The sequence below is a fragment of the Caballeronia arvi genome (assembly GCF_001544695.2).
Taxonomy (GTDB): domain Bacteria; phylum Pseudomonadota; class Gammaproteobacteria; order Burkholderiales; family Burkholderiaceae; genus Caballeronia; species Caballeronia arvi.
Map to the genome: position 1 here is coordinate 63,598 of NZ_FCOM02000020.1, position 21,697 is coordinate 85,294.

A 21,697-nucleotide genomic window follows, 5' to 3' on the forward strand; every position below is an offset into this window, starting at 1 on the left:
ACTCGAATGCCATCGAGACTGGCCCGGCGAAGCGGACACCATCATACCATCGCGCGAGTCGATTTCTTTTTGCTTTCCGGCGCATCGCCGGCGATGTCGAGCGCTTCGGGCGCGGGCGGCGAGCGCGAGGCACCCTGCCGATGCACCCACGCCGACAGCACGCACGCCACGACGATGCATGCGCCGCCCGCCCATTCGCGCGGACCCGGCACTTCGCCCGCGAAGAGCCACGCCGACAGCGCCGTCACGACGAGTTCGAAAAGCATGATGATCGACGCGCGATTGGCCGGCACGCGCGCGAGCCCGACCTGCACGATCATGTTGTTGACCGCGAGCACGATGCCCAGCCCGATCACGATGAACGTCACCGTGGGCAGGAGCGCGGCCGCGGGCGGCGCGGGCATCGGCTCGAACAGCGTGACGACCGAAGCGACGAGCGCCGCGCCGCCGAAGATCACCGCCGTGCGCATCTCGGCCTTCATCGCGGGCAAGGTGCGCGTGACCTTGACGACGAGCACGTTGCTCATCGCGAAGCCCATGCCGCCCATGAGACCGGCCCATTCCGCGAGGTCGGCGGGCAGCGGCATGCCGAGTTCGGGCGACCAGAGCATCGTCACCGCACCGGCGAGCGACAGCAGCGAGAGCAAGGCGTCGGCGCGCGTCAGGCGTTCCTTCAGGATGAAGTGCGCGAAGATCGCGGTCCAGGCGGGCGTCAGATAGAACAGCAGCAGCACGCGCATCACCTGGCCGTGAATCGCGCCCCACACGAAGCCGATATTCGTGACGCCCGCCGCCACGCCGAGCGCGACGAGCAGCCAGTGCCACGACAGCGTGCTGATCGAGCGGCGTTTGAGCAGCAGCACGAAGATGCATGCCGCGCCGCTCGTCGTCGCGCTGGCTGCCGTGCCGGAGAGGCCCATCGCGGCGAGCATGCGCATCGGATACCAGACGAGACCCCACACCGAGGCGCCGAGCATGATTGCGAGCGTCGGCCATGCCAACGATGCATTCCGCACGTTGCTGGTCATTGCGATACACCGTTGTTCATTCGCACTTTGTCCTTCGTCGCACGCGCCGCCCGCCGCTTTGGGCATGACGCCGCGCGCTATAATTGCAAGTTCGTTTCACGTCCGTTCGATGTCTTCCGATGCCGTTTCCGCAGGCGTTTCATGCTCTTTAGCGCCGCGCGGGCATCGCTCACTGCTTACCGGTCACGCCGTGAATCCACTTCTCAAGAAACTCCAGCCTTATCCGTTCGAAAAGCTGCGGCTGCTCTTCAAGGGCATCGAGCCGCGCGCCGGATTCACGCCGATCAGCTTCGGTATCGGCGAGCCGAAGCATCCAACGCCCGCACTGATCCGACAAGCCGTGGTCGACGCGCTCGACGGCCTCGCCTCGTATCCGGCCACGCTCGGCAGCGAGCCGCTGCGTACGGCGATCGCGGCGTGGGTGAAAGCGCGCTACGGTCTCGAATCGATCGATCCGGCCACCGAAGTGCTGCCCGTCGCCGGTTCCCGCGAAGCCCTTTTCGCACTCGCGCAGACCGTGATCGACAGCCGCGCGACGGACGCCGCCGAACCGCCCATCGTACTCTGTCCGAACCCGTTCTATCAAATCTACGAAGGCGCGGCGCTGCTCGCGGGCGCCGAACCGTACTTCGTCAACAGCGACCCGGCGCGCAACTTCGCCTGCGATTACTCGCAAGTGCCGGCGCAGGTCTGGGCGCGCACGCAACTGCTCTACGTCTGCTCGCCGGGCAATCCGACTGGCGCCGTCCTCACGCTCGACAACTGGCGCGAGCTGTTCGCGCTGTCGGACGAGCACGGCTTCGTGATCGCGTCCGACGAGTGCTATTCGGAGATTTATTTCGACGAAGCCAACCCGCCGCTCGGCGGCCTCGAAGCCGCGCGGCTGCTCGGGCGCGGCTTCGAGCGTCTCGTGATGCTGTCGAGCCTGTCGAAGCGCTCGAACGTGCCGGGCATGCGCTCGGGCTTCGTCGCCGGCGATGCGTCGGTCCTGAAAGACTTCCTGCTCTATCGCACGTATCACGGCGCGGCGCTGTCGACGGTATTTCAGCGCGCGAGCGTCGTCGCCTGGCAGGATGAAACGCACGTGCGCGACAACCGCGCGAAGTACGTGCAAAAGTTCGAAACGGTCACGCCGATGCTCGCCGAAGTCCTCGATGTGCGCCTGCCCGACGCCGCGTTCTACCTTTGGGCGAACGTCTCGCACACCGGGCTCGGCGACACCGAGTTCGCGGCGCGTCTGTACGCCGACTATAATGTGACGGTTCTGCCGGGCTCTTTTCTCGCGCGCGCAGCGCACGGCACGAATCCGGGCGAAGGCTTCGTGCGCATCGCGCTCGTGGCCGAGACCGGCGAATGTGTCGAAGGGGCCCGCCGCATCGTCGAATTCTGCCGCACGCTGACGTCCTGAGCAGCGTCGCCGGTCCAAAACTACCCATCCTTGATACCAACTATGTCGCAACAACTTCAGAGCATCATCGATACCGCCTGGGAAAACCGTGCCGAGCTGTCGCCCAAGGCCGCGCCCGCCGAAGTCCGCGAAGCCGTCGCGCACGCGATCGAGCAACTCGACAAAGGCCAGATGCGCGTGGCCGAGAAGCGCGACGGCGAGTGGATCGTGAATCAGTGGCTCAAGAAGGCCGTGCTGCTGTCGTTCCGCCTGGAAGACAACGCGCCGATGCCTGCTGGCGGCTACTCACAGTTCTACGACAAGGTGCCCTCGAAGTTCGCGAACTACACCGCCGAAGACTTCGCCGCGGGCGGTTTCCGCGTCGTGCCGCCGGCCATCGCGCGCCGCGGCTCGTTCATCGCGAAGAACGTCGTGCTGATGCCGTCGTACACGAACATCGGCGCTTATGTCGATGAAGGCACGATGGTCGATACCTGGGCCACCGTCGGTTCGTGCGCGCAGATCGGCAAGAACGTGCATCTCTCGGGCGGCGTGGGCATCGGCGGCGTGCTGGAGCCGCTGCAGGCGAATCCGGTCATCATCGAGGACAACTGCTTCGTCGGCGCGCGTTCGGAAGTGGTCGAAGGTGTGATCGTCGAAGAAAACTCCGTCATTTCGATGGGCGTCTATCTCGGCCAGTCGACCAAGATCTACGACCGCGAAACCGGCGAAGTGAGCTATGGCCGCATTCCGGCGGGCTCGGTCGTCGTCGCGGGCAATCTGCCGTCGAAGGACGGTTCGCACAGCCTGTACTGCGCCGTGATCGTCAAGAAGGTCGATGCGAAGACGCGCGCGAAGGTCGGCCTGAACGAACTGCTGCGAGGCGACTGAGCGTGGCACGCGGATCCACTCCGACGACCGTCGTCTACGGCATTCCGAATTGCGACACCGTGAAGAAAGCGCGCGTGTGGCTGGAAGAACACGGCGTGCCGTTCGAGTTTCACGACTTCAAGAAAGCCGGCGTGAATGACAAGCTGATTCAGGACTGGCTGAAGGACGTGCCGCTCGATCAGCTCATCAACAAGCGCGGCACGACGTGGCGCGGCCTGTCCGATGTCCACAAAGCCGAAGCCGACACGACCACGGGCGCAATCGCGCTGATGATCCACAAGCCGTCGATCATCAAGCGGCCGGTGGTCGTCGTGAACGGGCGCGTGAAGACGCTCGGGTTTTCCGCCGAGCAGTACGAAACGCTCTTCGTCTGAGCCAACGCGATGACTGTGAACCCGACGGTCATCGCCAGTTCGCACCGAGTGCCGGCCCGCGCGCCGGCATTTTTTATCGCTGTGGAAAAAGAACCATGTCCGCCACCCTCTCCCTCACCGAAGCGCTGATCGAACGCGCATCCGTCACGCCCGACGATCAGGCTTGCCAGGCGCTCATGATCGAGCGGCTCGCGGCGATCGGTTTCGAATGCGAAACGATCGAATCGGGCGGCGTCACGAATCTGTGGGCCGTGAAGCGCGGCACGGACGCCAGCGCCAAGCTGCTCGCGTTCGCCGGTCACACCGATGTCGTGCCGACCGGCCCGCTCGAACAATGGAGCTCACCGCCCTTCACGCCGACGCATTGCGACGGCAAGCTCTACGGCCGCGGCTCGGCGGACATGAAGGCATCGCTCGCGGCGTTCGTCGTGTCGAGCGAGGAATTCTTGGCGCGCCATCCGGAGCATCGCGGCTCGCTCGCGTTTCTCATCACGAGCGATGAAGAAGGCCCCGCCACCGACGGCACGATCAAGGTCGTCGAAGCGCTGAAGGCGCGCGGAACGCGCCTCGATTACTGCATCGTCGGCGAACCGACCTCGGACGCCACGCTCGGCGACATGGTCAAGAACGGCCGGCGCGGCTCGATGACGGGCAAGCTCGTCGTCAAGGGCGTGCAGGGGCATATCGCGTATCCGCATCTCGCGAAGAATCCGGTGCATCTGCTCGCGCCGGCGCTCGCCGAGCTTGTCGCCGAGAAATGGGACGACGGCAACGAATACTTCCCGCCGACGACCTGGCAAGTCTCGAATCTGCATTCCGGCACGGGCGCGACCAACATCATTCCCGGTCACGCCGACCTGATGTTCAACTTCCGCTTCTCGACCGCGAGCACGGTCGAAGGCCTGCAAAGCCGCGTGCAAGCGATTCTCGACAAACACGGCCTCGACTACGATCTGAAGTGGATCGTGAGCGGCCTGCCGTTTCTCACGCCGCGCGGCGCGCTGTCGGATGCGCTCGATAAAGCCATCTTCGATGAAACCGGCGTGCGCACCGAGCTGTCTACCACGGGCGGCACGTCTGACGGACGCTTCATCGCACGCATCTGCGATCAGGTCGTCGAGTTCGGCCCGCCGAACGGCACGATCCACAAGATCGACGAGCATGTCGAGGTGCGTTTCATCGAGCCGTTGAAGAACGTGTACCGGCGCGTGCTCGAACAACTGATCGCTTGAACTTCTCACAATAAAAAGGAGCCTTCGATGGCGCTGCCCTTCACCACCGTGCGCGACCTGCTGCGCTTCGGCGTTTCGCGCTTCACCGAAGCGGGCTTGTCGTTCGGTCACGGCTCGGCCAATGCCTACGACGAAGCCGCGTATCTGATCCTGCACACGCTACATCTGCCGCTCGACACGCTCGATCCGTTCCTCGACGCGCGCCTGCTCGACAACGAAATCGACGCCGTCATGAAAGTGATCGAGCGCCGCGCGAAGGAACGCATTCCCGCCGCGTACATCACGCAGGAAGCGTGGATGCACGGCCGCCGCTTTTACGTCGATGAACGCGTGATCGTGCCGCGCTCGTTCATCGGCGAGTTGTTGCAGGACGGCTTGCAGCCGTATGTGGCCGATCCGGATCAGGTCACGCGCGTGCTCGAACTGTGCACCGGTTCCGGGTGTCTGGCGATTCTCGCGGCAGAGGCCTTCGAGAACGCCGATGTCGATGCCGTCGATATCTCGCCGGACGCGCTCGCGGTCGCACGCCGCAACGTCGACGATTACGGTCTCGACGAGCGCGTGAAGCTCCACGAAGGCGACCTGTATGCGCCGCTGCCGACCGCGCGTTACGAGGTCATCATCACGAACCCGCCGTACGTCAACGCGCACGCGATGCAGGCACTGCCGGAGGAATACAAGCACGAGCCCGAGCTCGCGCTCGCCGGCGGCGCGGACGGCATGGACGTGGTGCGGCGCATCGTGCGCGACGCGGGCAAGTGGCTGACCGAAGACGGCGTGCTCGTGGTCGAGATCGGCAACGAGCGGCCCAATGTCGAGGCGGCGCTGGGCGGCCTCGATCTCGTGTGGCTGTCGACGAGCGCCGGCGACGACAACGTCTTCCTCATCCAGGCCGCCGATCTGCCGGCCTGATGCCCCCACGCGGGCGAGCGTTGCGGCGAGGCCCCAAGCGCCGCAACGTTCTCTGACACTGCGCGCGAACGGGTTGGGTAATATGGCGAATCGCCAATAGCGAAGCACTTCCAACCCTTTCCCGCGTCTATGCAAGCATCCGACTGGCTACACCTCGGCACGCTCGTGATGGCCGCGCATGTCCTCGGCGTGATCGCCGCGATCCATGCCGTCATCAATACACGCACGTCGCAAGGCGCGGTCGCGTGGGCCGTGTCGCTGGTCGCGATGCCTTACTTCACGCTGATTCCGTATCTCTTCCTCGGCCGCAGCAAGTTCGCGGGCTACATCGACGAGCGGCGGCTCGAGATCGATATCTTGCGCAGCCGCTCGAAGCCCGCCGAATGGGATTCGGGCGCCCGCAGCGATGCACCCGACACCGCTGCGCTCGTCGATTCGACGGGCGCGCGCGGCGAAATCGCGCCCGGACCGGCCGCGTATCTCGGCAATCCGACGATCCGCACGCTGCAGCGCCTCTCCGGCATGCCCTTTCTGCGCGGCAACTCGGCGCGCGTGCTCATCAATGGCGACGCCACGTTCGCCGCGATTCTCGACGCCATCGCCGCGGCCGAACGCTATGTGGTCGTGCAATTTTTCATCGTGCGCGCCGACGCGCTCGGCGAAAAGCTCAAGGAAGCGCTGATCGAAAAGGCCCAGGCCGGCGTGCGCGTGTACTTCCTGTACGACAGCATCGGCAGCTTCGACCTGCCGCATCGCTACGTGAACGCACTACGCGCCGGTGGCGTCGAAGCACAACCGTTCGCGGCCACGCGCAAGTTCGTGCATCGCTTCCAGATCAACTTCCGGAATCATCGGAAGATCGTCGTCGTGGACGGCAAATGCGCGTTCGTCGGCGGGCACAACGTGGGCGTCGAATATCTCGGCGGCAACCCGCGGCTTTCGCCGTGGCGCGATACCCATGTGGAAGTGCGCGGGCCGGCGGTGGCCAGCATCCAGTTCGTCTTCACCGAAGACTGGTACTGGGCGACGCAGCGTCTGCCCGAGCTCGGTCCCGCGCCGCATTCGGACGAGAACATGCACTGCATGGTGCTGTCGAGCGGCCCCGCCGACAAACAGGAAACCTGTTCGCTCTTCTTCGTCGAGGCGATCAATGCGGCGCGCGAGCGCATCTGGATCACGTCGCCGTATCTGATTCCCGATGAGGCCGTATTTTCGGCGCTCAGGCTCGCGGTGATGCGCGGCGTCGACGTGCGCATCCTGATTCCGAGCCGGCGCGATCATCGCGTGGTGTTCGCCGCGTCACGGCTTTATGCCTACGATCTCGTGCAGGCAGGCGTGCGCATCTTCCGCTACAAGCCCGGCTTTCTGCATCAGAAGGTCGTGCTCGTCGACGACATCGCGGCGTCCATCGGCAGCGCGAATCTCGATAACCGGTCATTCCGCCTGAACTTCGAGATCACGGTGCTGACGGTCGATCGCGCGTTCGCAGGCGAAGTGGAAGCGATGCTGCTCGCGGACTTCGCGCAATCCTTCGAGATCGACGCCGACGACTACCGCGGCAAGGCGTTCTGGCGGCGCATGGCGATGCACGTGGCACGGCTTTTCTCGCCGATTCTCTGAGCCTGCTCAGAGCAGCTTTTCGATGTCGTCGGTGATCGCGTCCGGCTTGGTCTGCGGCGCATAACGTTTGACGACGTTCCCCTCGCGATCCACGAGAAACTTCGTGAAATTCCACTTGATGGCCTCGATGCCGAGCAGCCCCGGCTCCTTATCTTTCAGATACTTGTAGAGCGGATGCGCGTTCGCGCCGTTGACCTCGATCTTCGCGAACATCGGGAACGTGACGCCGAAGTTCTTCTCGCAAAAGCTGCCGATCTGCGCCGCGTCGCCCGGTTCCTGCTTGCCGAACTGATTGCACGGGAAGCCGAGCACTTCGAAGCCGCGCGCCGCGAACTGCTGGTAGACCTCCTGCAAGCCCTTGTATTGCGGCGTGAAACCGCATTCGCTCGCCGTATTCACGATGAGCAAGACCTTGCCGCGATACGTGTCGAGATCGACGGTCGCGCCGTCGAGCGTTTCAGCCGAAAAACCGTAGATGTCGCTCATTGCGTGCTCCGGAAGGAATCAGATGAATTCACGCGATGCTACCGCGACGCGCGTTTGCCCGCCATTGGCCGAATGGCCGACCCCGGCGACGCAGGCGGTCCGGTCTAAAATAGCGCTTTCCTTCCAAGCCGCGCTCTTTTCGCCGCCATTCCGACGTGATCCGTTTTAGTCAGTTCAGCCTGTCCCGCGGCACCAAGCCGCTTTTCGAAGACACCAGCTTTACGCTCAATCCCGGCGAGAAGGCGGGTCTCATCGGCGCGAACGGCGCAGGCAAGTCCACGCTCTTTTCCGTGCTGCGCGGCGAGTTGCACGCCGACGGCGGCGATTTCTCGATGCCGCCGTCGTGGCGCATCGCGCACGTCGCGCAGGAAACGCCCGCAGTGGACCGCAGCGCGCTCGATTACACGCTCGACGGCGACACGCATCTGCGCGCGATCGAAGCGCGCATCGCGTCGGCCTCCGCCGCGCACGACGGCGCCGCCGAAGCGGAAGCCCACGCCGCCTTCGCCGATGCCGACGGCTACACCGCGCCCGCGCGCGCCGAAACACTGCTACTCGGCCTGGGCTTCACGCTCGAACAAACGCGCGAGCCGGTGTCGAGCTTCTCGGGCGGCTGGCGCATGCGCCTGAATCTCGCGCAGGCGCTGATGTGCCCGTCCGATCTGCTCCTGCTCGACGAGCCGACCAATCACCTGGATCTGGACGCCATCGTCTGGCTGGAAGACTGGCTCGGGCGCTATCCGGGCACGCTCGTCGTCATTTCGCACGATCGCGAATTCCTCGATTCGGTCTGCAACGTCACGCTGCATCTTGAGAATCGTCAGGTGAAGCGCTACGGCGGCAACTACAGCCAGTTCGAAGTGCTGCGCGCCCAGCAAATCGCGCTGCAGCAAAGCGCTTACGAAAAGCAGCAGAGGACCGTCGCGCATCTGCAGAGCTTCATCGATCGCTTCAAGGCGAAGGCAACGAAGGCGAAACAGGCGCAGAGCCGCGTGAAGGCGCTGGAAAAGATGGAATTGATCGCGCCCGCGCATGCGAGTTCGCCCTTCACGTTCGAGTTCCGCGAGCCCGACGCCGCGCCCAATCCGATGATGGTCATGGAGAGCGTGCGCTGCGGTTATCGCAACGACGAAGGCGGCGAAATTCCGATCGTGGAAGGCGTGACGCTGTCGATCCAGAACGGGCAGCGCATCGGCCTGCTCGGCGCCAACGGCCAGGGCAAGTCGACGCTCATCAAGACGCTCGCGCAAACGCTCGAACCGCTTTCGGGCGGCGTGCGCGAAGGCAAAGGCTTGCAGATCGGCTATTTCGCGCAGCATCAACTGGAAACGCTGCGCCCCGACGATTCCCCGCTCCAGCATCTCGCGCGTCTCGCGCCGGACACGCGCGAGCAGGAATTGCGCGATTTTCTCGGCAGCTTCAACTTTTCCGGCGACATGGCCACCGCAAAGATCGCGCCTTTCTCCGGCGGCGAGAAGGCGCGGCTCGCGCTCGCGCTGATCATCTGGCAGAAGCCGAATCTGCTGCTGCTCGACGAGCCGACCAATCACCTCGACCTCGAAACCCGTCATGCGCTGACGATGGCGCTCGCGCAGTTCGAAGGCACGCTGATTCTCGTGTCGCACGACCGGCATCTGCTGCGCGCGACGACCGACACGTTCATGCTCGTCGCGAAGCATCGGCTGAACCCGTTCGACGGCGACCTCGACGATTATCGCGACTGGCTCCTGCAGCATGCCGCCGAAACGCGCGCGGCCGCGAAGGAAGCGGGCAGCGCGGCCTCGGGCGAGGCGCAGGACGGCGGGCCCAATCGCAAGGAGCAGCGTCGTCAGGAGGCGCAGGAACGGCAGAAGCTCTCGCATCTGACGAGGCCGCTCAAGTCGCGCATCGCGAAGATCGAGAAAGAGATGGAGAAGCTCAACGCGGAGAAAACCGAGCTCGACACCTTCGTCGCCGATCCGGCGAGTTATGAGGCGGCGATGAAGGCGAAGCTCAACGAGACCATCCGCCGTCAGGGCGAAGTCAACACGCGTCTCGAAGCGCTCGAAATGGAATGGCTCGAAGCGCACGAAGAGCTGGAACAGATTGGCTCGTAGATCACAAAGGAGATCGACGACTTGACGCCTTCCCTCACCGGCTTGCGCGTGCTGGACCTGACGCGGCTTCTGCCCGGCCCCGTTGCGACCTTGCGGCTCGCGGAGCTCGGCGCCGACGTGCTCAAGATCGAACCGCCCGGTGAAGGCGATTACGCGCGCGCGATGCTGCAAAGCGACGCGGACCGGCAAAGCGGCGCGCCGAGCGCGTTCTACCGCATCGTCAATCGCGGCAAGCGCCAGCTCACGCTCGATCTGAAGACCGACGAAGGCCGCGCGACGCTGATCGAGCTCGCGCGCGACGCGGATGTGCTGGTCGAGAGTTTCCGGCCTTCGGTGATGGCGCGGCTGGGCGTCGGCTACGACGTGTTGCGCCAGGCGAATCCGAAGCTCGTGTATTGCGCGATCACGGGCTTCGGCAACGAAGGACCGTTCGCCGACAAGGCCGGGCACGATCTGAACTACCTCGCCTATGCGGGCGTGCTCGATCAGCTCGCGGCGCGCGACGGCACGCCTGTCGCGCCGAATTTTCAGCTAGCGGATCTGCTCGGCGGCGCGCTCTGCGCCGTCATGGAAATACTCGCGGCAGCGTGGCATGTCGCGCGCGGCGGCGACGGCCGTTGCCTGAATGTCTCGATGACGCACGCGATGCACAAGCACAACGTGATGGCGCACGTCGCGCTCGCCAACGACAACGAAGCGGCCACGCGCGCGGGCGCGGGGCTGTTGAACGGCGGCGTGCCCTGCTACGACGTGTATCGCACGCGAGATGACCGCTTCATCGCGGTAGGCGCGCTCGAACTGAAATTCTGGCGGACCTTGTGCGAGGCGTTCGGCCGCCCGGACTGGGCGACGCGCCATTGGAGCCTCGGACAGGCGATTGGCCAGGCGGACGCCGCGCAATTGTCGGCGGAAGTGGCCGCGTGCTTTCGCGAGCGCACACGCGACGAATGGATGGCGCTCCTGGAGCCGCTCGATTGCTGCGTCGCGCCGGTGCTCACGCCCGCCGAAGCGGCGGCGCATCCGCTGTTTGCGCTCGCCGCGCGCTGATCAGCGCCGCGGCAAGACCTGACGCGGCTGACGCTCGTCGTCGATGAGGACGTGCTTGCGTCCCATCACATGCTGGCGAATCGTGGCGACGACTTCGTCCTCGGTGATATCAGCCGCGACGACGCGCCGCGAGATCTGGCCCTGCTCGTCGATCCATTCGAGAATTCGGCAGCCGCTGCCCCAGGGCTGCTGCAGCGGCGCGGAGACGCGGCATCCGCGCAGATGGAACGCGGGCTTCGGCCGGGTTGATTTGGCGTGTTTCAATGCGTGGTCCTCTCGATCCTTCCAGCCACTTCGTTTCTTGAAACGCCTTATCGAAGTTGGCCGGGTCCGTAGCCTTGTAAGGATAGAAAAACCACGCGTCGCTTGGGTTACATTGCGCAACCGGTTTTTTACGAGACGTTACGAAGGGTCCGATCACGTCGACGGGGCATGCGCGAAACGTCCGCGATCACTCGAGATCGCGAACGCGATCGATCGCTTCGTCGATGCGGTCCACCGCGATCACCTTCAGGCCGTCGATCGCCTGCTTCGGCGCGTTGGCCTTCGGAATGAGCGCGACGGAGAAACCGAGCTTGGCCGCCTCCTTCAGACGGTCCTGTCCGCGCGGCGACGGCCGGATCTCGCCCGCGAGACCCACTTCGCCGAACGTGATCAGGCCTTGCGGCAGCGGCTTGTTGCGCATCGACGAGTGGATCGCGAGCAGCACGGCCAGATCGGCGGCGGGCTCGGTGATCTTTACGCCGCCGACCGCGTTCAGGAATACGTCCTGATCGAAACACGCGATGCCCGCGTGCCGATGCAGCACGGCGAGCAGGAGCGCCAGCCGGTTCTGCTCCAGACCGACCGCGAGCCGGCGCGGATTGGGCACGTGCGCCGTATCCACGAGCGCCTGCACTTCGACGAGCAGCGGGCGCGAGCCTTCCTGCGTCACGAGCACACACGATCCCGCGACACTTTGCTCGTGCTGCGACAAAAAGAGCGCCGACGGATTGGCGACGCCACGCAAGCCCTTCTCCGTCATCGCGAACACGCCGAGCTCGTTGACCGCGCCGAAGCGGTTCTTGAACGCGCGCACGAGCCGGAACGACGAGTGCGTGTCGCCCTCGAAATAGAGCACCGTATCGACGATATGCTCCAGCACGCGCGGCCCGGCGAGGCTGCCCTCTTTCGTCACGTGACCGACCATGATGATCGACGTGCCCGTCTGCTTCGCGATGCGCGTCAGTTGTGCCGCGCACTCGCGCACCTGGGCGACGGAGCCGGGCGCGGACGTCAGCGCTTCCGAATAGATCGTCTGGATGGAGTCGATGACCGCGACTTCGGGCCGTTGTTCGTCGATGGTCGCCTGAATCTTTTCGAGCTGGATTTCGGCGAGCAGCGCCAGATCGCCCGCCGCACCCTCGCCGCCGACCAAACCGAGCCGCTGCGCGCGCAACGCGATCTGCGCGCCCGATTCCTCGCCGCTCACGTAGAGCGCGGGCCGCTCGCGCGCGATCTCCGCGAGCGATTGCAGAAGCAGCGTCGATTTGCCGATGCCCGGATCGCCGCCGATCAGCACGACGCCGCCCGGCACGAGACCGCCGCCCAAGACGCGGTCGAATTCGCCGACGCCGGTCGTGAAGCGCGGCACGTCCGACGCCTCGATGTCAGCGAGCTTGCGCACCGGCGAGCTCTTCGCAAGCGCCTGAAACCGATGATTCGACGCCGTCTGCGCCACCGATTCCGTCAGCGTGTTCCACGCGTTGCACGCGGCGCACTGGCCGGTCCACTTCGGCGACTCCCCGCCGCACTCGCTGCAGACGTACAGCGTCTTTGCCTTCGCTACTTTTGCCACACTGAAGCCTTGCTTTGGATTCTCGTTATTCTCGGCTCGAAAGCCTTGCCGACGGCGTTATCGACCGCCTTATTCCGCGCGCACCGGCACGCGCTGCGCGATCGCGCACATGAGCTCGTAGCCGATCGTGCCCGCCGCGGCCGCCACGGCGTCGATCGGCAGGTTCGCGCCCCACAGCTCGACGCGCGAGCCGATGCCCGCGCCCGGGCACGGCGTCAGGTCGACGGTGAGCATGTCCATCGACACGCGGCCGACGAGTTTCGTGCGCACGCCATCGACGATCACGGGTGTGCCTTCCGGCGCCACGCGCGGATAGCCGTCCGCGTAGCCGCACGCGACCACGCCGACGCGCATCGATTCGCCCGCCGTGAAGGTCGAGCCATACCCGATGCTGCTGCCCGCGTCGACCGTCTGCACCGCGATCAGCTCCGACTGGAGCGTCATGGCGGGCTTGAGGCCGGTCGCGGCGATATCGCCGGTTACGCCCGAGGGCGACGCGCCATAGAGCATGATGCCGGGCCGCACCCAGTCGAAATGCGCGTCCGGATGCCACAGCACCGCCGCCGAGTTCGCCAGACTGCGCGCGCCCGCGATGCCCTCCGCGCCGCGCTCGAAGGCTTCGAGCTGATGCGCGATGCCGCGCGGACCGTCGGCATCCGAGAAATGGGTCATGAGCGTGATCTGGCCCACGCCCTGCGCCGCACGCGCGCGCTCCCACGCGGCGCGGAACTTGGCCGGCGTGTAGCCGAGCCGGTTCATGCCGCTGTTCATCTTCAACTGGATGTTGACCGGTTTCGACAGACGCGCCATTTCGAGCATGCGCAACTGTTCGTCGCAGTGCACGGCCGTGGTAAGGCTGTAGCGGTCGATCACGTCGATATCGGTCGGCCGGAAAAAACCCTCGAGCAGGAGAATGGGCCCCGCCCAGCCCAATTCACGCAACTTCGCGGCTTCTTCGAGGTCCAGAAGGCCAAAGCCGTCGGTTGCGCGAAGTCCGGGGAACGCCCGGGCGAGCCCGTGGCCATACGCATTTGCCTTGACGACAGCCCAGATCTTGGATTTCGGCGCGTATTTGCGCGCGATGGCGAGGTTGTTGGCGAGTGCGGCGGTGTGGATCGTTGCAGAAAGGGGGCGCGGCATGAGCGTTTGGTGGAATTGCAGTAAGTGCGGTCGAAAAGGCGAGCATACGACAGCGGGACGCGTCCTGCTGCGCCGACCACGACGCCTTGCGGGACACTATCTTATGAGGAAATTCATGCACGAGCGTGTCATTTCTCGCGCGATCGAGATTACTGCTAGTCAGAATGCGCCTATTTTCGTGTTATAAAGCCGTGCGCACAACCCATTTCGAAAGGCATAAGCCCGAACGCCTATCCGGCGCTCGGGGCGGATCACCCGCAGTGAGGAAAGCTTCGGATCAGATGAAAAAAGGTTTTTACACCATCATGGCCGCGCAGTTTTTCTCGTCGCTGGCCGATAACGCTCTACTGATCGCTGCCATCGCACTGCTGAAAGACCTTCACGCGCCGAACTGGATGACGCCGCTGCTCAAGCTGTTCTTCGTCCTGTCGTATGTGGTTCTCGCGGCGTTCGTCGGCGCTTTCGCGGATTCCCGGCCCAAGGGTCACGTGATGTTCGTGACCAACTCCATCAAGGTCGTCGGCTGCGTGACGATGCTCTTCGGCGCGCATCCGCTGCTCGCGTATGGCATCGTCGGATTCGGCGCCGCTGCGTACTCGCCGGCAAAGTACGGCATTCTCACCGAACTCCTGCCAGCCGACCGGCTCGTCGCCGCGAATGGCTGGATCGAAGGCACGACGGTCGGCTCGATCATCCTCGGTACCGTGATGGGCGGCGCGCTCATCAGTCCGCATATCGCGAGTCATCTGCTGTCGCTGCACATTCCGCGCATCTCCACACCCGCGGAAGCCGCGATGCTCGTCATCATGCTGATGTACGTCATCGCCGCGATCTTCAATCTGCGCATTCCCGACACCGGCGCGCGCTATCCGAAACAGGAAACGCGGCCGCTCAAGCTCATCACCGATTTCGCCGACTGCTTTCTCGTCTTGTGGCGCGACAAGCTCGGCCAGATCTCGCTCGCCGTCACGACGCTCTTCTGGGGCGCGGGCGCGACGCTCCAGTTCATCGTGCTGAAGTGGGCCGAAGTGTCGCTCGGCATGACGCTATCGCAGGCCGCGATCCTGCAGGCGGTGATCGCAGTCGGCGTGGCGGTGGGCGCCGTGCTCGCCGCCGCGCGCGTGCCGCTCAAGCGCTCGCTCACGGTGCTGCCGGTCGGCATCATCATGGGCATCGCGGTCATGCTGATGGCGTTCTACACGCGTCACCTCTTTCCCGCGCATTGGGGCATCTACTTCGGCAAGATGCACTTCCCCGGCTATCTGCTGATCGCGTATGTGTTCCTGATGGTCGTCGGCGGGCTGTCCGGCTTTTTCGTCGTGCCAATGAACGCGCTGCTCCAGCATCGCGGGCACGTGCTGCTCTCCGCCGGGCATTCCATCGCCGTGCAGAACTTCAACGAGAACCTGTCGGTGCTCATCATGCTGTGCCTCTACGCCGCGCTGGTGTGGCTCGACATGCCGATCCAGTTCGTCATCGTGATGTTCGGCTCGTTCGTCTGCCTGACGATGTACTTCGTGATGCGGCGGCATCAGGCCAATCAGCGCGCGTTCGATTCGGTCGCGCTGATCGGCGAAGCGCGGCATTGATCCGTCGCGTGCCTGCGTTCCCGAGAGAGCCATCATGCCCGCCGCCGATCTCTTTTCTTTCGCCAGCCGCGTGCGCGAACGCGCGCCGCTCGTGCACTGCCTGACGAATCTCGTCGTCACCAACTTTACCGCCAACGTCCTGCTCGCGATCGGCGCCGCGCCCGCGATGGTCGTCGCGCGCGAGGAGGTCGCCGAATTCGCGCCGCTCGCCAATGCGCTGTCGGTCAATCTCGGCACGCTCGATGTGCCGCAGAGCCGCGCGATCCGCGCCGCCGTCGATGCCGCCAACGGCGCGGGCAAGCCGTGGGTGCTCGACCCGGTCGCAGTCGGCCCGCTCGCGTTTCGCACCGAGTTCGCGTTCGATCTGCTCGATGCGAAGCCCGCGGCGATTCGCGGCAACGCATCGGAGATCATCAGTTTGTCGGGGGGAACGGCGAGCGGCCGCGGCGTCGACAGCACCGCCGCCACCGACGCCGCGCTCGATGCCGCGCAGGTCCTCGCGCTCAAGACGCAGGCCGTCGTCGCGGTGACGGGCGAAACGGACTACGTGACCGATGGCCGCCGCACGATCGCGCTGTCGAACGGCTCGCCGTTGATGACGCGCGTGACGGGCGTCGGCTGCGCGCTGTCGGCGACGGTCGCCGCGTTCGTCGGCACGGCGTCGGGGCGCGACGAGTTCTGGGCCGCGACGGTCGCGGCCATCGCGTATTCGACGATCGCCGGCGAGTTGGCCGCGCGCGACGCCGGCCTGCCCGGCAGCTTCGCCGTCGCGTATCTGGACCGGCTCGCGTCGCTCGACGCCGACGCGTTCGGCAAGACGCTCGTGCAGCGCGATATCGCCGGAAGCTGACCATGCGCGCTGCGTTCGATCTCTCGCTCTATCTCGTGCTCGATCCGGTGCAGTGCGGCGGGCACGATGCGGCCGTGCGCGTCGCGCGCGCCGCGCTCGAAGGCGGCGCGACGCTCGTGCAGCTGCGTGCGCCCGAGTGGCACAAGCGCGCGTGGTTCGACCTCGCGCGCGAGCTGTTGCCGATCACGCGCGCGCACGGCGTGCCCTTCGTCATCAACGATCATGTCGATGTCGCGCTCGCCGTGGGCGCCGATGGCGTGCATATCGGCCAGCGCGATCTGCCCGCAGATATCACGCGGCAGTTGCTCGGTCCCGATGCGCTGATCGGCCTCTCCGTGTCGAATCTCGATGAAACCGCCGATGCCGACACGCTCGCCGGCATCGTCGACTATCTCGGCGCGGGGCCGGTCTACGCGACGCCGACCAAAACCGACGCATCCACGCCCTGCGGCATCGACGGCCTCGCCGCGATCCGCGCCGCCGCGCGCCTGCCGACGGTGGCGATCGGCGGCATCCAGTCGCACAACGCCGCCGACGTCATGCGCGCCCGACCCGCCGGTCTCGCCGTGGTCTCGACGATCTGCAAGGCCGCCGACCCGCGCGAGGCGGCCGCAACGCTTGCCGCGACCATCGCGGAGTCACGCATCTAAGCTCATGGCATCCACGAAACCCATTCCCAACGTGCTCACCATCGCCGGTTCCGACTCGGGCGGCGGTGCGGGCATTCAGGCCGATCTGAAGGCCTTTTCCGCGCTCGGCGCGTATGGCGCGAGCGTGATCACGGCGCTCACCGCGCAGAACACGCGCGGCGTGACGGCCGTCCATGCGCCGGAGCCCGCGTTCATCACCGCGCAGCTCGACGCCGTGTTCGACGATATTCGCATCGACGCCGTGAAAATCGGCATGCTGGCGAACGCGGGCATCGTGCGCGCGGTCGCCGACGCGCTCAGGCGTCATCGCCCGAAGCACGTGGTACTCGATACCGTGATGATTTCGAAGAGCCATCACGCGCTGCTCGCGCCGGAGGCTGTGGCTGCGCTGCGCGACGAACTGCTGCCGCTCGCGACGCTCGTCACGCCGAATCTGCCCGAAGCGGCCGCGCTGCTGGGCACGGAAAGCGCCGCCGACGAAGACGCGATGGTGCGCCAGGGCGAAGCGCTGCGTGCGCTCGGCGCGCAGGCCGTGCTGATGAAAGGCGGCCATCTGGCATCGAACGACAGTCCCGACTGGCTCATCGAAGCGGGCGGGTCGCTCAGGCTCGGCGGCGCGCGTGTGCCGCTCAAGAACACGCATGGCACCGGCTGCACGCTGTCGTCGGCGATAGCGGCGCTGATTCCGCAAACGGACGGGCTCGCAGCCGCCACCGCCGAAGCGAAGCGCTATCTGACCGGCGCGATCGAGGCGAGCGTGCGGCTCGACGTCGGCCACGGCGTCGGGCCGGTGCATCACTTCTACCGCTGGTGGTAGGCAGCGCGGCGCTTACTGAGCCGATGCCGCGAATGCGCGCGCCTCTTGCGGCCAGCCGTCCGGCACGATGAAGCCGCGCGATTCTTCCGTCCAGCCGCCCGCGTCGTCGCGCGCGTAGGCCGCGATCATCGTCGGCGCGACCGTGGTTTCCAGACGCGCCCGAATGGCCGCCGATTCGGACACGAGCGTTTCGGCCGCCGCGGCGTCCAGGCGCCGCGACGCGAGCCACGCCATGCGCGGCTGTACGACCCACGCGCGTTTATCGCCGTCATCGTCCGATACGTTCGCCCTCGCCTCGCGCCACTCCGACGCCGTCAGCCACCATCCACGCAAGTGATCCGCGCCGATCTCGGGCGCGGGCTCGATCCGGTCGCCTGCGAGTCCGTGATAAAAAAGCCGTCCCTTGATGAACAACTGCGCGCGCCACGGCCCTTCGAAACCGAGCGCGGCGAATTCCGCGCGTGAGGTCAGCCCGAGCTGATGCGTGACGAGCCGCGCGTGCTTCAGATCGAAGCGATCCTGAAGGTTCGGCCCGACATAGTCCGACAGGCGCGCCGCGCGCGACGTAGCGCCATCGCCGTCGCCGATATGCAGATAGAACTTCACCGCGAGTTCCCAGTGCAGCCGCACGCCGTTCGCCGCTTCGAGCAGAAAATCGCATTCGCCGATGGTGCGCCGCTGATGCCGCAACGGCACGTTCGCCGCGATCAGACGCGCCGCCGGGCCGTGCGAGAGGAAATACCGGATGAGACTTTCGGCGTAGATGCCGAGCCGCGTGAACTTCGGATTGCGCGCGTGATCGTGGAGCGATTGCGGCGCGGCGTCGAGCGCCTGGAGCCACGCGAGCGTCGCATCGCGGTCGGCGGAAGACGCCAGCGGGCGCGCCAATGCGACATCGCCCTCGTGCAGCAGATCGGGCGCGAAGAGCAGCCAGGCGAGATCCCGAACGGTGACGTCGTCGAAACGGTCGACGAGACGCGTGAGCTCGCTCGCCGGCGCGGCCATCAGACGCCGCCCTTCTGCGCTCCCTGCTCGACGCCGAGCGCGGCGAGCGCCTCGCGATACGTATTGCGCGCGAGGCAAAGATCGGCCCACGCCTTCGACTTGTCCTGAAGGCTGCGCAACAGATACGCCGGGTGATACGTGACGATGACCGGCACGCCGTGGTACTCATGCACGCGTCCGCGCATCGACGCGATGCTGGCTTCGTTTTTCAGCAGGCTTTGCGCGGCGAAGCGCCCCATCGCGACGATGACCTTCGGCTTCACGAGTTCGACCTGCCGCTGCAGGTACGGCTCGCAGCGCGCGACTTCATCGGGCTCGGGATTGCGGTTGCCGGGCGGCCGGCACTTGATCACGTTGGCGATATAGACGTTCGATTGCCGCGACAACGTGAGCGCGCGCAGCATGTTGTCGAGCAGCTTGCCCGCCTGGCCGACGAACGGCTCACCCTGCTTGTCCTCGTTCTCGCCCGGCGCCTCGCCGATCAGCATCCAGTCGGCTTCGCGGTCGCCGACGCCGAAGACCGTGTTCGTGCGGCGCTCGCACAGGCGGCAGCGCTCGCAGTTCGCGACACGTTCGGCGAGCGCGTCCCAGTCGAGCGTGTGAACGTCGCTCGGGGCATCGGCGATGGCGGGTTCGACGTGGACGGGCGCCTCGTCGGTCCAGGGCAGGTCGTCGTAGGCGTCGAGCGGCGGGAGATCGGATTCGGGCTGCACGACGGGCTGCACGGCAGGCTTCGGCGGTTCGGCAGGCTTCGGCTCTCGTCGCATCTCCACGGCCGCCGGCGCTTCCTCCGCTTTTGCGGCCGGAGCATCGGACTGGCGTTCCTCCTCGCGCGGCGCCGCGGCCGCCGTACCGCGCCGAACCCATACCGGCCCGAAGCCCAGCTCTTCAACTACCGATTCATCGAGCGCCATGCGCACTCTCCTTCGAAAACGACAGACGCATGACGATTGCGTCCTCGCGCGAGCGATGCCGCGCGGGGTAATAGTTCTTGCGACGCCCGATGGCCGTGAAGCCGAAGCGCTCGTAAAGCTGGATCGCGCGCGGATTGGACGGCCGGACTTCGAGCAGCACGCCTTCGAGCTTCTCCGCGCGCGTGATGCGCACCGCCTCGCGCAGGAGCGTGAGGCCCGCGCCCGCCCGCTGCGCCGCCGGCGCGACGCACAAATTGAGCAAATGCATTTCGTCGACGACGGGCATCAGCACGCAATAGCCGATCAGCGTGCCGGTCACGTGCCGCAGGCAGACGCCGAAATAGCCGTTGCGCAGCGAATCCTGGAAATTGCCGCGGCTCCACGGAAACTCGTAGGCGAGTTTTTCGACGGCGGCGACTTCGTCGAGGTCGGCGTCGGTCATCGGTGTGAGATACCGATCGGCCAGCAGCACGCCGCTCACCGAAGCGCCTCCGCGCGAGCCTGCATGCGCTCTGCCGTAGTCTGTGCAACCTTGTCGCGCACGTATTCCGGCGCGGCATGCTCGGGCGCGACCGTGCGGCCCGCCCGCAACGCACGCAAGCCGATGAGCGCGACCGGCAACGCATGCGGCAGCGCTTCGCGATCCACATGGGCGGCCGCCGCCGACGCCGGCAGTCGATCGCCGAAAGCTGCCGCTGCGTTGCCCGCAAGCGCGAACGGCGCGTCCGGCAGCGGCAGCGAGCCGGGCGCATCGAGCGCCGCGCCGTGCAAAGTGCGCCAGTCGCCGGTGGCGGCATCGAATTCGTAGTCGGCCCAGTAAACCTCGTCCATGCGCGCATCGAGCGCTGAGAGCACGCGCGGCGGAATCGACGGATCGTTGAGCCGCGCACCTTCGGCGCACGCGAGCAGCGTGCTCACCGGCACGACCGGCACGTTCAGACCGAACGCCAGCCCTTGCGCGACGCCCGTTGCGGTGCGCAAGCCGGTGAACGAGCCGGGGCCCGCGCCGAACGCGATCGCGTCGCAATCGGCGAGCGCGAGGCCCGCATCGTCGAAAAGCTCGCGCACGGCGGGCAAAAGGCGCGTGCTCGACACTGCGCCGATCGCTTCGTGACGAAACCAGACACGGATATTCCCGCTCGCGTATTGAGGCGCGATGGCGGACTGAACGGGAGCGGAAGCGGAGTCGGCGAGCAGCAGCGCGACGGAGCAAAATTCCGTCGAGGTGTCGAGGGCGAGCAAAACGGTGCGTGTCATAGCCGGTATTGTAATGCGGGACATGCCCCGGATTCGCGCGATCCATGCAAGCGGCGCGCTCCGAATCGCGTCTGGAAGACGCCCTCGGTTGGAGGAAAGCCTCGACAGGCGGCGCCGGCCTCGCTTGCTAAGATGGTCCGCCATCTCGATAACAACGGAGCATGCATGACCGACATCGACCAGCAATTCTCCCAGGCGCAAGCCGATGTGACGCAACTGTCCGAACGTCCCGGCAATCTCACGCTGCTGCGTCTTTACGCGCTCTTCAAGCAGGCGAGCATCGGCGACGTCGAGGGCGACAAGCCGGGTTTCACCGACATCGCCGGCAAGTACAAATACGAAGCGTGGGCCGCGCTCCAGGGCACGCCCGCCGATGACGCGAAGGTACGCTACGTCGAACTAGTCGAATCGCTGAAACGGGGCGAAGCCGCCTGATATCGACGAAAACGGGCGTCGCGCCGTCGCGATGCCCGGAGATGGCGCGACGATGCGCCGAAATGTGGCGCAGTGCAGCAAATTCAGATATACTAGCGGCTAGCGCTCGACTGTGGGTTGCACGCCAAAC

At 65.8% G+C, this 21,697-nt stretch carries 22 protein-coding genes; 13 read left to right on the forward strand and 9 right to left on the reverse strand.

Features of this window, described 5'->3' with window-relative positions; genetic code table 11:
* Positions 1-41: 41 nt before the first annotated feature.
* The gene (locus AWB74_RS21930) at positions 42-1,028 is read right to left on the reverse strand and encodes a DMT family transporter (RefSeq protein ID WP_061148834.1); all 987 of its coding nucleotides are present in this window, start codon (positions 1,026-1,028) and stop codon (positions 42-44) included.
* Between the two features lie 190 nt (positions 1,029-1,218).
* On the opposite strand from AWB74_RS21930, the gene dapC reads away from it, so the two are divergent.
* From dapC to cls, 6 genes are all read left to right on the forward strand, one after another.
* Positions 1,219-2,436, forward strand: coding sequence for a succinyldiaminopimelate transaminase (gene dapC / locus AWB74_RS21935; protein WP_061148835.1), 1,218 nt, complete (start codon positions 1,219-1,221; stop codon positions 2,434-2,436).
* Positions 2,437-2,478: 42 nt separating this feature from the next.
* Entirely contained in the window at positions 2,479-3,306 is an 828-nt protein-coding gene (dapD, locus tag AWB74_RS21940; RefSeq protein ID WP_061148836.1) for a 2,3,4,5-tetrahydropyridine-2,6-dicarboxylate N-succinyltransferase, read from the forward strand.
* Between the two features lie 2 nt (positions 3,307-3,308).
* Entirely contained in the window at positions 3,309-3,680 is a 372-nt protein-coding gene (locus AWB74_RS21945) for an ArsC family reductase (RefSeq protein WP_061148837.1), read from the forward strand.
* Between the two features lie 95 nt (positions 3,681-3,775).
* Positions 3,776-4,912, forward strand: coding sequence for a succinyl-diaminopimelate desuccinylase (gene dapE, locus AWB74_RS21950; RefSeq protein ID WP_061148838.1), 1,137 nt, complete (start codon positions 3,776-3,778; stop codon positions 4,910-4,912).
* A gap of 27 nt (positions 4,913-4,939) precedes the next feature.
* On the forward strand, positions 4,940-5,824 hold the full coding sequence (prmB, locus tag AWB74_RS21955; RefSeq protein ID WP_061148839.1) for a 50S ribosomal protein L3 N(5)-glutamine methyltransferase: 885 nt from the start codon (positions 4,940-4,942) through the stop codon (positions 5,822-5,824).
* Between the two features lie 129 nt (positions 5,825-5,953).
* A complete protein-coding gene (gene cls / locus AWB74_RS21960) occupies positions 5,954-7,444 on the forward strand; it encodes a cardiolipin synthase (RefSeq protein ID WP_061148840.1) in 1,491 nt (496 codons plus the stop codon).
* A gap of 6 nt (positions 7,445-7,450) precedes the next feature.
* On the opposite strand, the gene AWB74_RS21965 is transcribed toward cls, so the two are convergent.
* Positions 7,451-7,930, reverse strand: a complete 480-nt coding sequence (locus tag AWB74_RS21965) for a glutathione peroxidase (protein ID WP_061148841.1) — start codon at positions 7,928-7,930, stop codon at positions 7,451-7,453.
* A 155-nt stretch (positions 7,931-8,085) separates the two neighbouring features.
* Here AWB74_RS21965 and AWB74_RS21970 point away from each other — a divergent pair, with 155 nt between their 5' ends.
* Positions 8,086-10,026, forward strand: coding sequence for an ATP-binding cassette domain-containing protein (locus AWB74_RS21970; protein ID WP_061148842.1), 1,941 nt, complete (start codon positions 8,086-8,088; stop codon positions 10,024-10,026).
* A 21-nt stretch (positions 10,027-10,047) separates the two neighbouring features.
* A complete protein-coding gene (locus AWB74_RS21975) occupies positions 10,048-11,073 on the forward strand; it encodes a CaiB/BaiF CoA transferase family protein (protein WP_061148843.1) in 1,026 nt (341 codons plus the stop codon).
* Here AWB74_RS21975 and AWB74_RS21980 read toward each other — a convergent pair whose 3' ends face one another.
* The 3 genes from AWB74_RS21980 to alr all read right to left on the reverse strand — a co-directional run bounded on the left by AWB74_RS21980 (position 11,074) and on the right by alr (position 14,050).
* Positions 11,074-11,337, reverse strand: a complete 264-nt coding sequence (locus tag AWB74_RS21980; RefSeq protein ID WP_061124607.1) for a DUF2866 domain-containing protein — start codon at positions 11,335-11,337, stop codon at positions 11,074-11,076.
* A 187-nt stretch (positions 11,338-11,524) separates the two neighbouring features.
* Complete coding sequence (gene radA / locus AWB74_RS21985) at positions 11,525-12,910, reverse strand: DNA repair protein RadA (protein ID WP_061148844.1); 1,386 nt, start codon at positions 12,908-12,910, stop codon at positions 11,525-11,527.
* Between the two features lie 69 nt (positions 12,911-12,979).
* Complete coding sequence (gene alr, locus AWB74_RS21990; RefSeq protein WP_061148845.1) at positions 12,980-14,050, reverse strand: alanine racemase; 1,071 nt, start codon at positions 14,048-14,050, stop codon at positions 12,980-12,982.
* Between the two features lie 281 nt (positions 14,051-14,331).
* Between alr and lplT the strand changes: the two genes are divergently transcribed.
* From lplT to thiD, 4 genes are read left to right on the forward strand one after another with little or no spacing between them, the layout of a single operon-like run.
* Positions 14,332-15,639, forward strand: a complete 1,308-nt coding sequence (lplT, locus tag AWB74_RS21995) for a lysophospholipid transporter LplT (RefSeq protein ID WP_061148846.1) — start codon at positions 14,332-14,334, stop codon at positions 15,637-15,639.
* Positions 15,640-15,673: 34 nt separating this feature from the next.
* On the forward strand, positions 15,674-16,489 hold the full coding sequence (gene thiM, locus AWB74_RS22000) for a hydroxyethylthiazole kinase (protein WP_061148847.1): 816 nt from the start codon (positions 15,674-15,676) through the stop codon (positions 16,487-16,489).
* Between the two features lie 2 nt (positions 16,490-16,491).
* Positions 16,492-17,139 (forward strand): thiamine phosphate synthase, encoded by a 648-nt coding sequence (gene thiE, locus AWB74_RS22005; RefSeq protein ID WP_061148848.1) that lies wholly within the window; start codon positions 16,492-16,494, stop codon positions 17,137-17,139.
* 4 nt (positions 17,140-17,143) lie between these two features.
* On the forward strand, positions 17,144-17,956 hold the full coding sequence (thiD, locus tag AWB74_RS22010) for a bifunctional hydroxymethylpyrimidine kinase/phosphomethylpyrimidine kinase (protein ID WP_061148849.1): 813 nt from the start codon (positions 17,144-17,146) through the stop codon (positions 17,954-17,956).
* Between the two features lie 12 nt (positions 17,957-17,968).
* Here the strand turns inward: thiD and AWB74_RS22015 are convergent, their stop codons facing one another.
* Genes AWB74_RS22015 through tsaB form a run of 4 tightly spaced genes read right to left on the reverse strand, consistent with a single transcriptional unit; the run spans position 17,969 to position 21,132 of the window.
* Positions 17,969-18,961: a DUF1853 family protein gene (locus AWB74_RS22015; protein ID WP_061148850.1), complete on the reverse strand. Its 993-nt coding sequence runs from the start codon at positions 18,959-18,961 to the stop codon at positions 17,969-17,971.
* Positions 18,961-19,875 carry a uracil-DNA glycosylase gene (locus AWB74_RS22020; RefSeq protein WP_061148851.1) on the reverse strand — a complete coding sequence of 305 codons (915 nt, stop codon included), beginning with the start codon at positions 19,873-19,875 and terminating at the stop codon, positions 18,961-18,963. Before AWB74_RS22020 ends, AWB74_RS22015 begins: the two co-directional genes overlap by 1 nt.
* On the reverse strand, positions 19,862-20,356 hold the full coding sequence (gene rimI, locus AWB74_RS22025; protein WP_061148852.1) for a ribosomal protein S18-alanine N-acetyltransferase: 495 nt from the start codon (positions 20,354-20,356) through the stop codon (positions 19,862-19,864). Before rimI ends, AWB74_RS22020 begins: the two co-directional genes overlap by 14 nt.
* Positions 20,353-21,132: a tRNA (adenosine(37)-N6)-threonylcarbamoyltransferase complex dimerization subunit type 1 TsaB gene (tsaB, locus tag AWB74_RS22030; RefSeq protein ID WP_061148853.1), complete on the reverse strand. Its 780-nt coding sequence runs from the start codon at positions 21,130-21,132 to the stop codon at positions 20,353-20,355. The genes rimI and tsaB overlap by 4 nt, the downstream gene beginning before the upstream one ends.
* A 165-nt stretch (positions 21,133-21,297) precedes the next feature.
* Here tsaB and AWB74_RS22035 point away from each other — a divergent pair, with 165 nt between their 5' ends.
* Positions 21,298-21,567, forward strand: coding sequence for an acyl-CoA-binding protein (locus AWB74_RS22035; protein ID WP_061148854.1), 270 nt, complete (start codon positions 21,298-21,300; stop codon positions 21,565-21,567).
* The last annotated feature ends 130 nt before the right edge of the window (positions 21,568-21,697 follow it).

Excerpts from the sequence above, each read along its gene's own strand:
- dapE (WP_061148838.1), top strand. The coding sequence starts at position 3,776 with ATGTCCGCCACCCTCTCCCTCACCGAAGCGCTGATCGAACGCGCATCC.
- AWB74_RS22035 (WP_061148854.1), top strand. The coding sequence starts at position 21,298 with ATGACCGACATCGACCAGCAATTCTCCCAGGCGCAAGCCGATGTGACG.
- tsaB (WP_061148853.1), bottom strand. The coding sequence starts at position 21,132 with ATGACACGCACCGTTTTGCTCGCCCTCGACACCTCGACGGAATTTTGC.
- lplT (WP_061148846.1), top strand. The coding sequence starts at position 14,332 with ATGAAAAAAGGTTTTTACACCATCATGGCCGCGCAGTTTTTCTCGTCG.
- thiM (WP_061148847.1), top strand. The coding sequence starts at position 15,674 with ATGCCCGCCGCCGATCTCTTTTCTTTCGCCAGCCGCGTGCGCGAACGC.
- AWB74_RS22020 (WP_061148851.1), bottom strand. The coding sequence starts at position 19,875 with ATGGCGCTCGATGAATCGGTAGTTGAAGAGCTGGGCTTCGGGCCGGTA.
- AWB74_RS22015 (WP_061148850.1), bottom strand. The coding sequence starts at position 18,961 with ATGGCCGCGCCGGCGAGCGAGCTCACGCGTCTCGTCGACCGTTTCGAC.
- prmB (WP_061148839.1), top strand. The coding sequence starts at position 4,940 with ATGGCGCTGCCCTTCACCACCGTGCGCGACCTGCTGCGCTTCGGCGTT.
- cls (WP_061148840.1), top strand. The coding sequence starts at position 5,954 with ATGCAAGCATCCGACTGGCTACACCTCGGCACGCTCGTGATGGCCGCG.
- alr (WP_061148845.1), bottom strand. The coding sequence starts at position 14,050 with ATGCCGCGCCCCCTTTCTGCAACGATCCACACCGCCGCACTCGCCAAC.
- dapD (WP_061148836.1), top strand. The coding sequence starts at position 2,479 with ATGTCGCAACAACTTCAGAGCATCATCGATACCGCCTGGGAAAACCGT.
- AWB74_RS21965 (WP_061148841.1), bottom strand. The coding sequence starts at position 7,930 with ATGAGCGACATCTACGGTTTTTCGGCTGAAACGCTCGACGGCGCGACC.
- AWB74_RS21930 (WP_061148834.1), bottom strand. The coding sequence starts at position 1,028 with ATGACCAGCAACGTGCGGAATGCATCGTTGGCATGGCCGACGCTCGCA.
- thiE (WP_061148848.1), top strand. The coding sequence starts at position 16,492 with ATGCGCGCTGCGTTCGATCTCTCGCTCTATCTCGTGCTCGATCCGGTG.
- thiD (WP_061148849.1), top strand. The coding sequence starts at position 17,144 with ATGGCATCCACGAAACCCATTCCCAACGTGCTCACCATCGCCGGTTCC.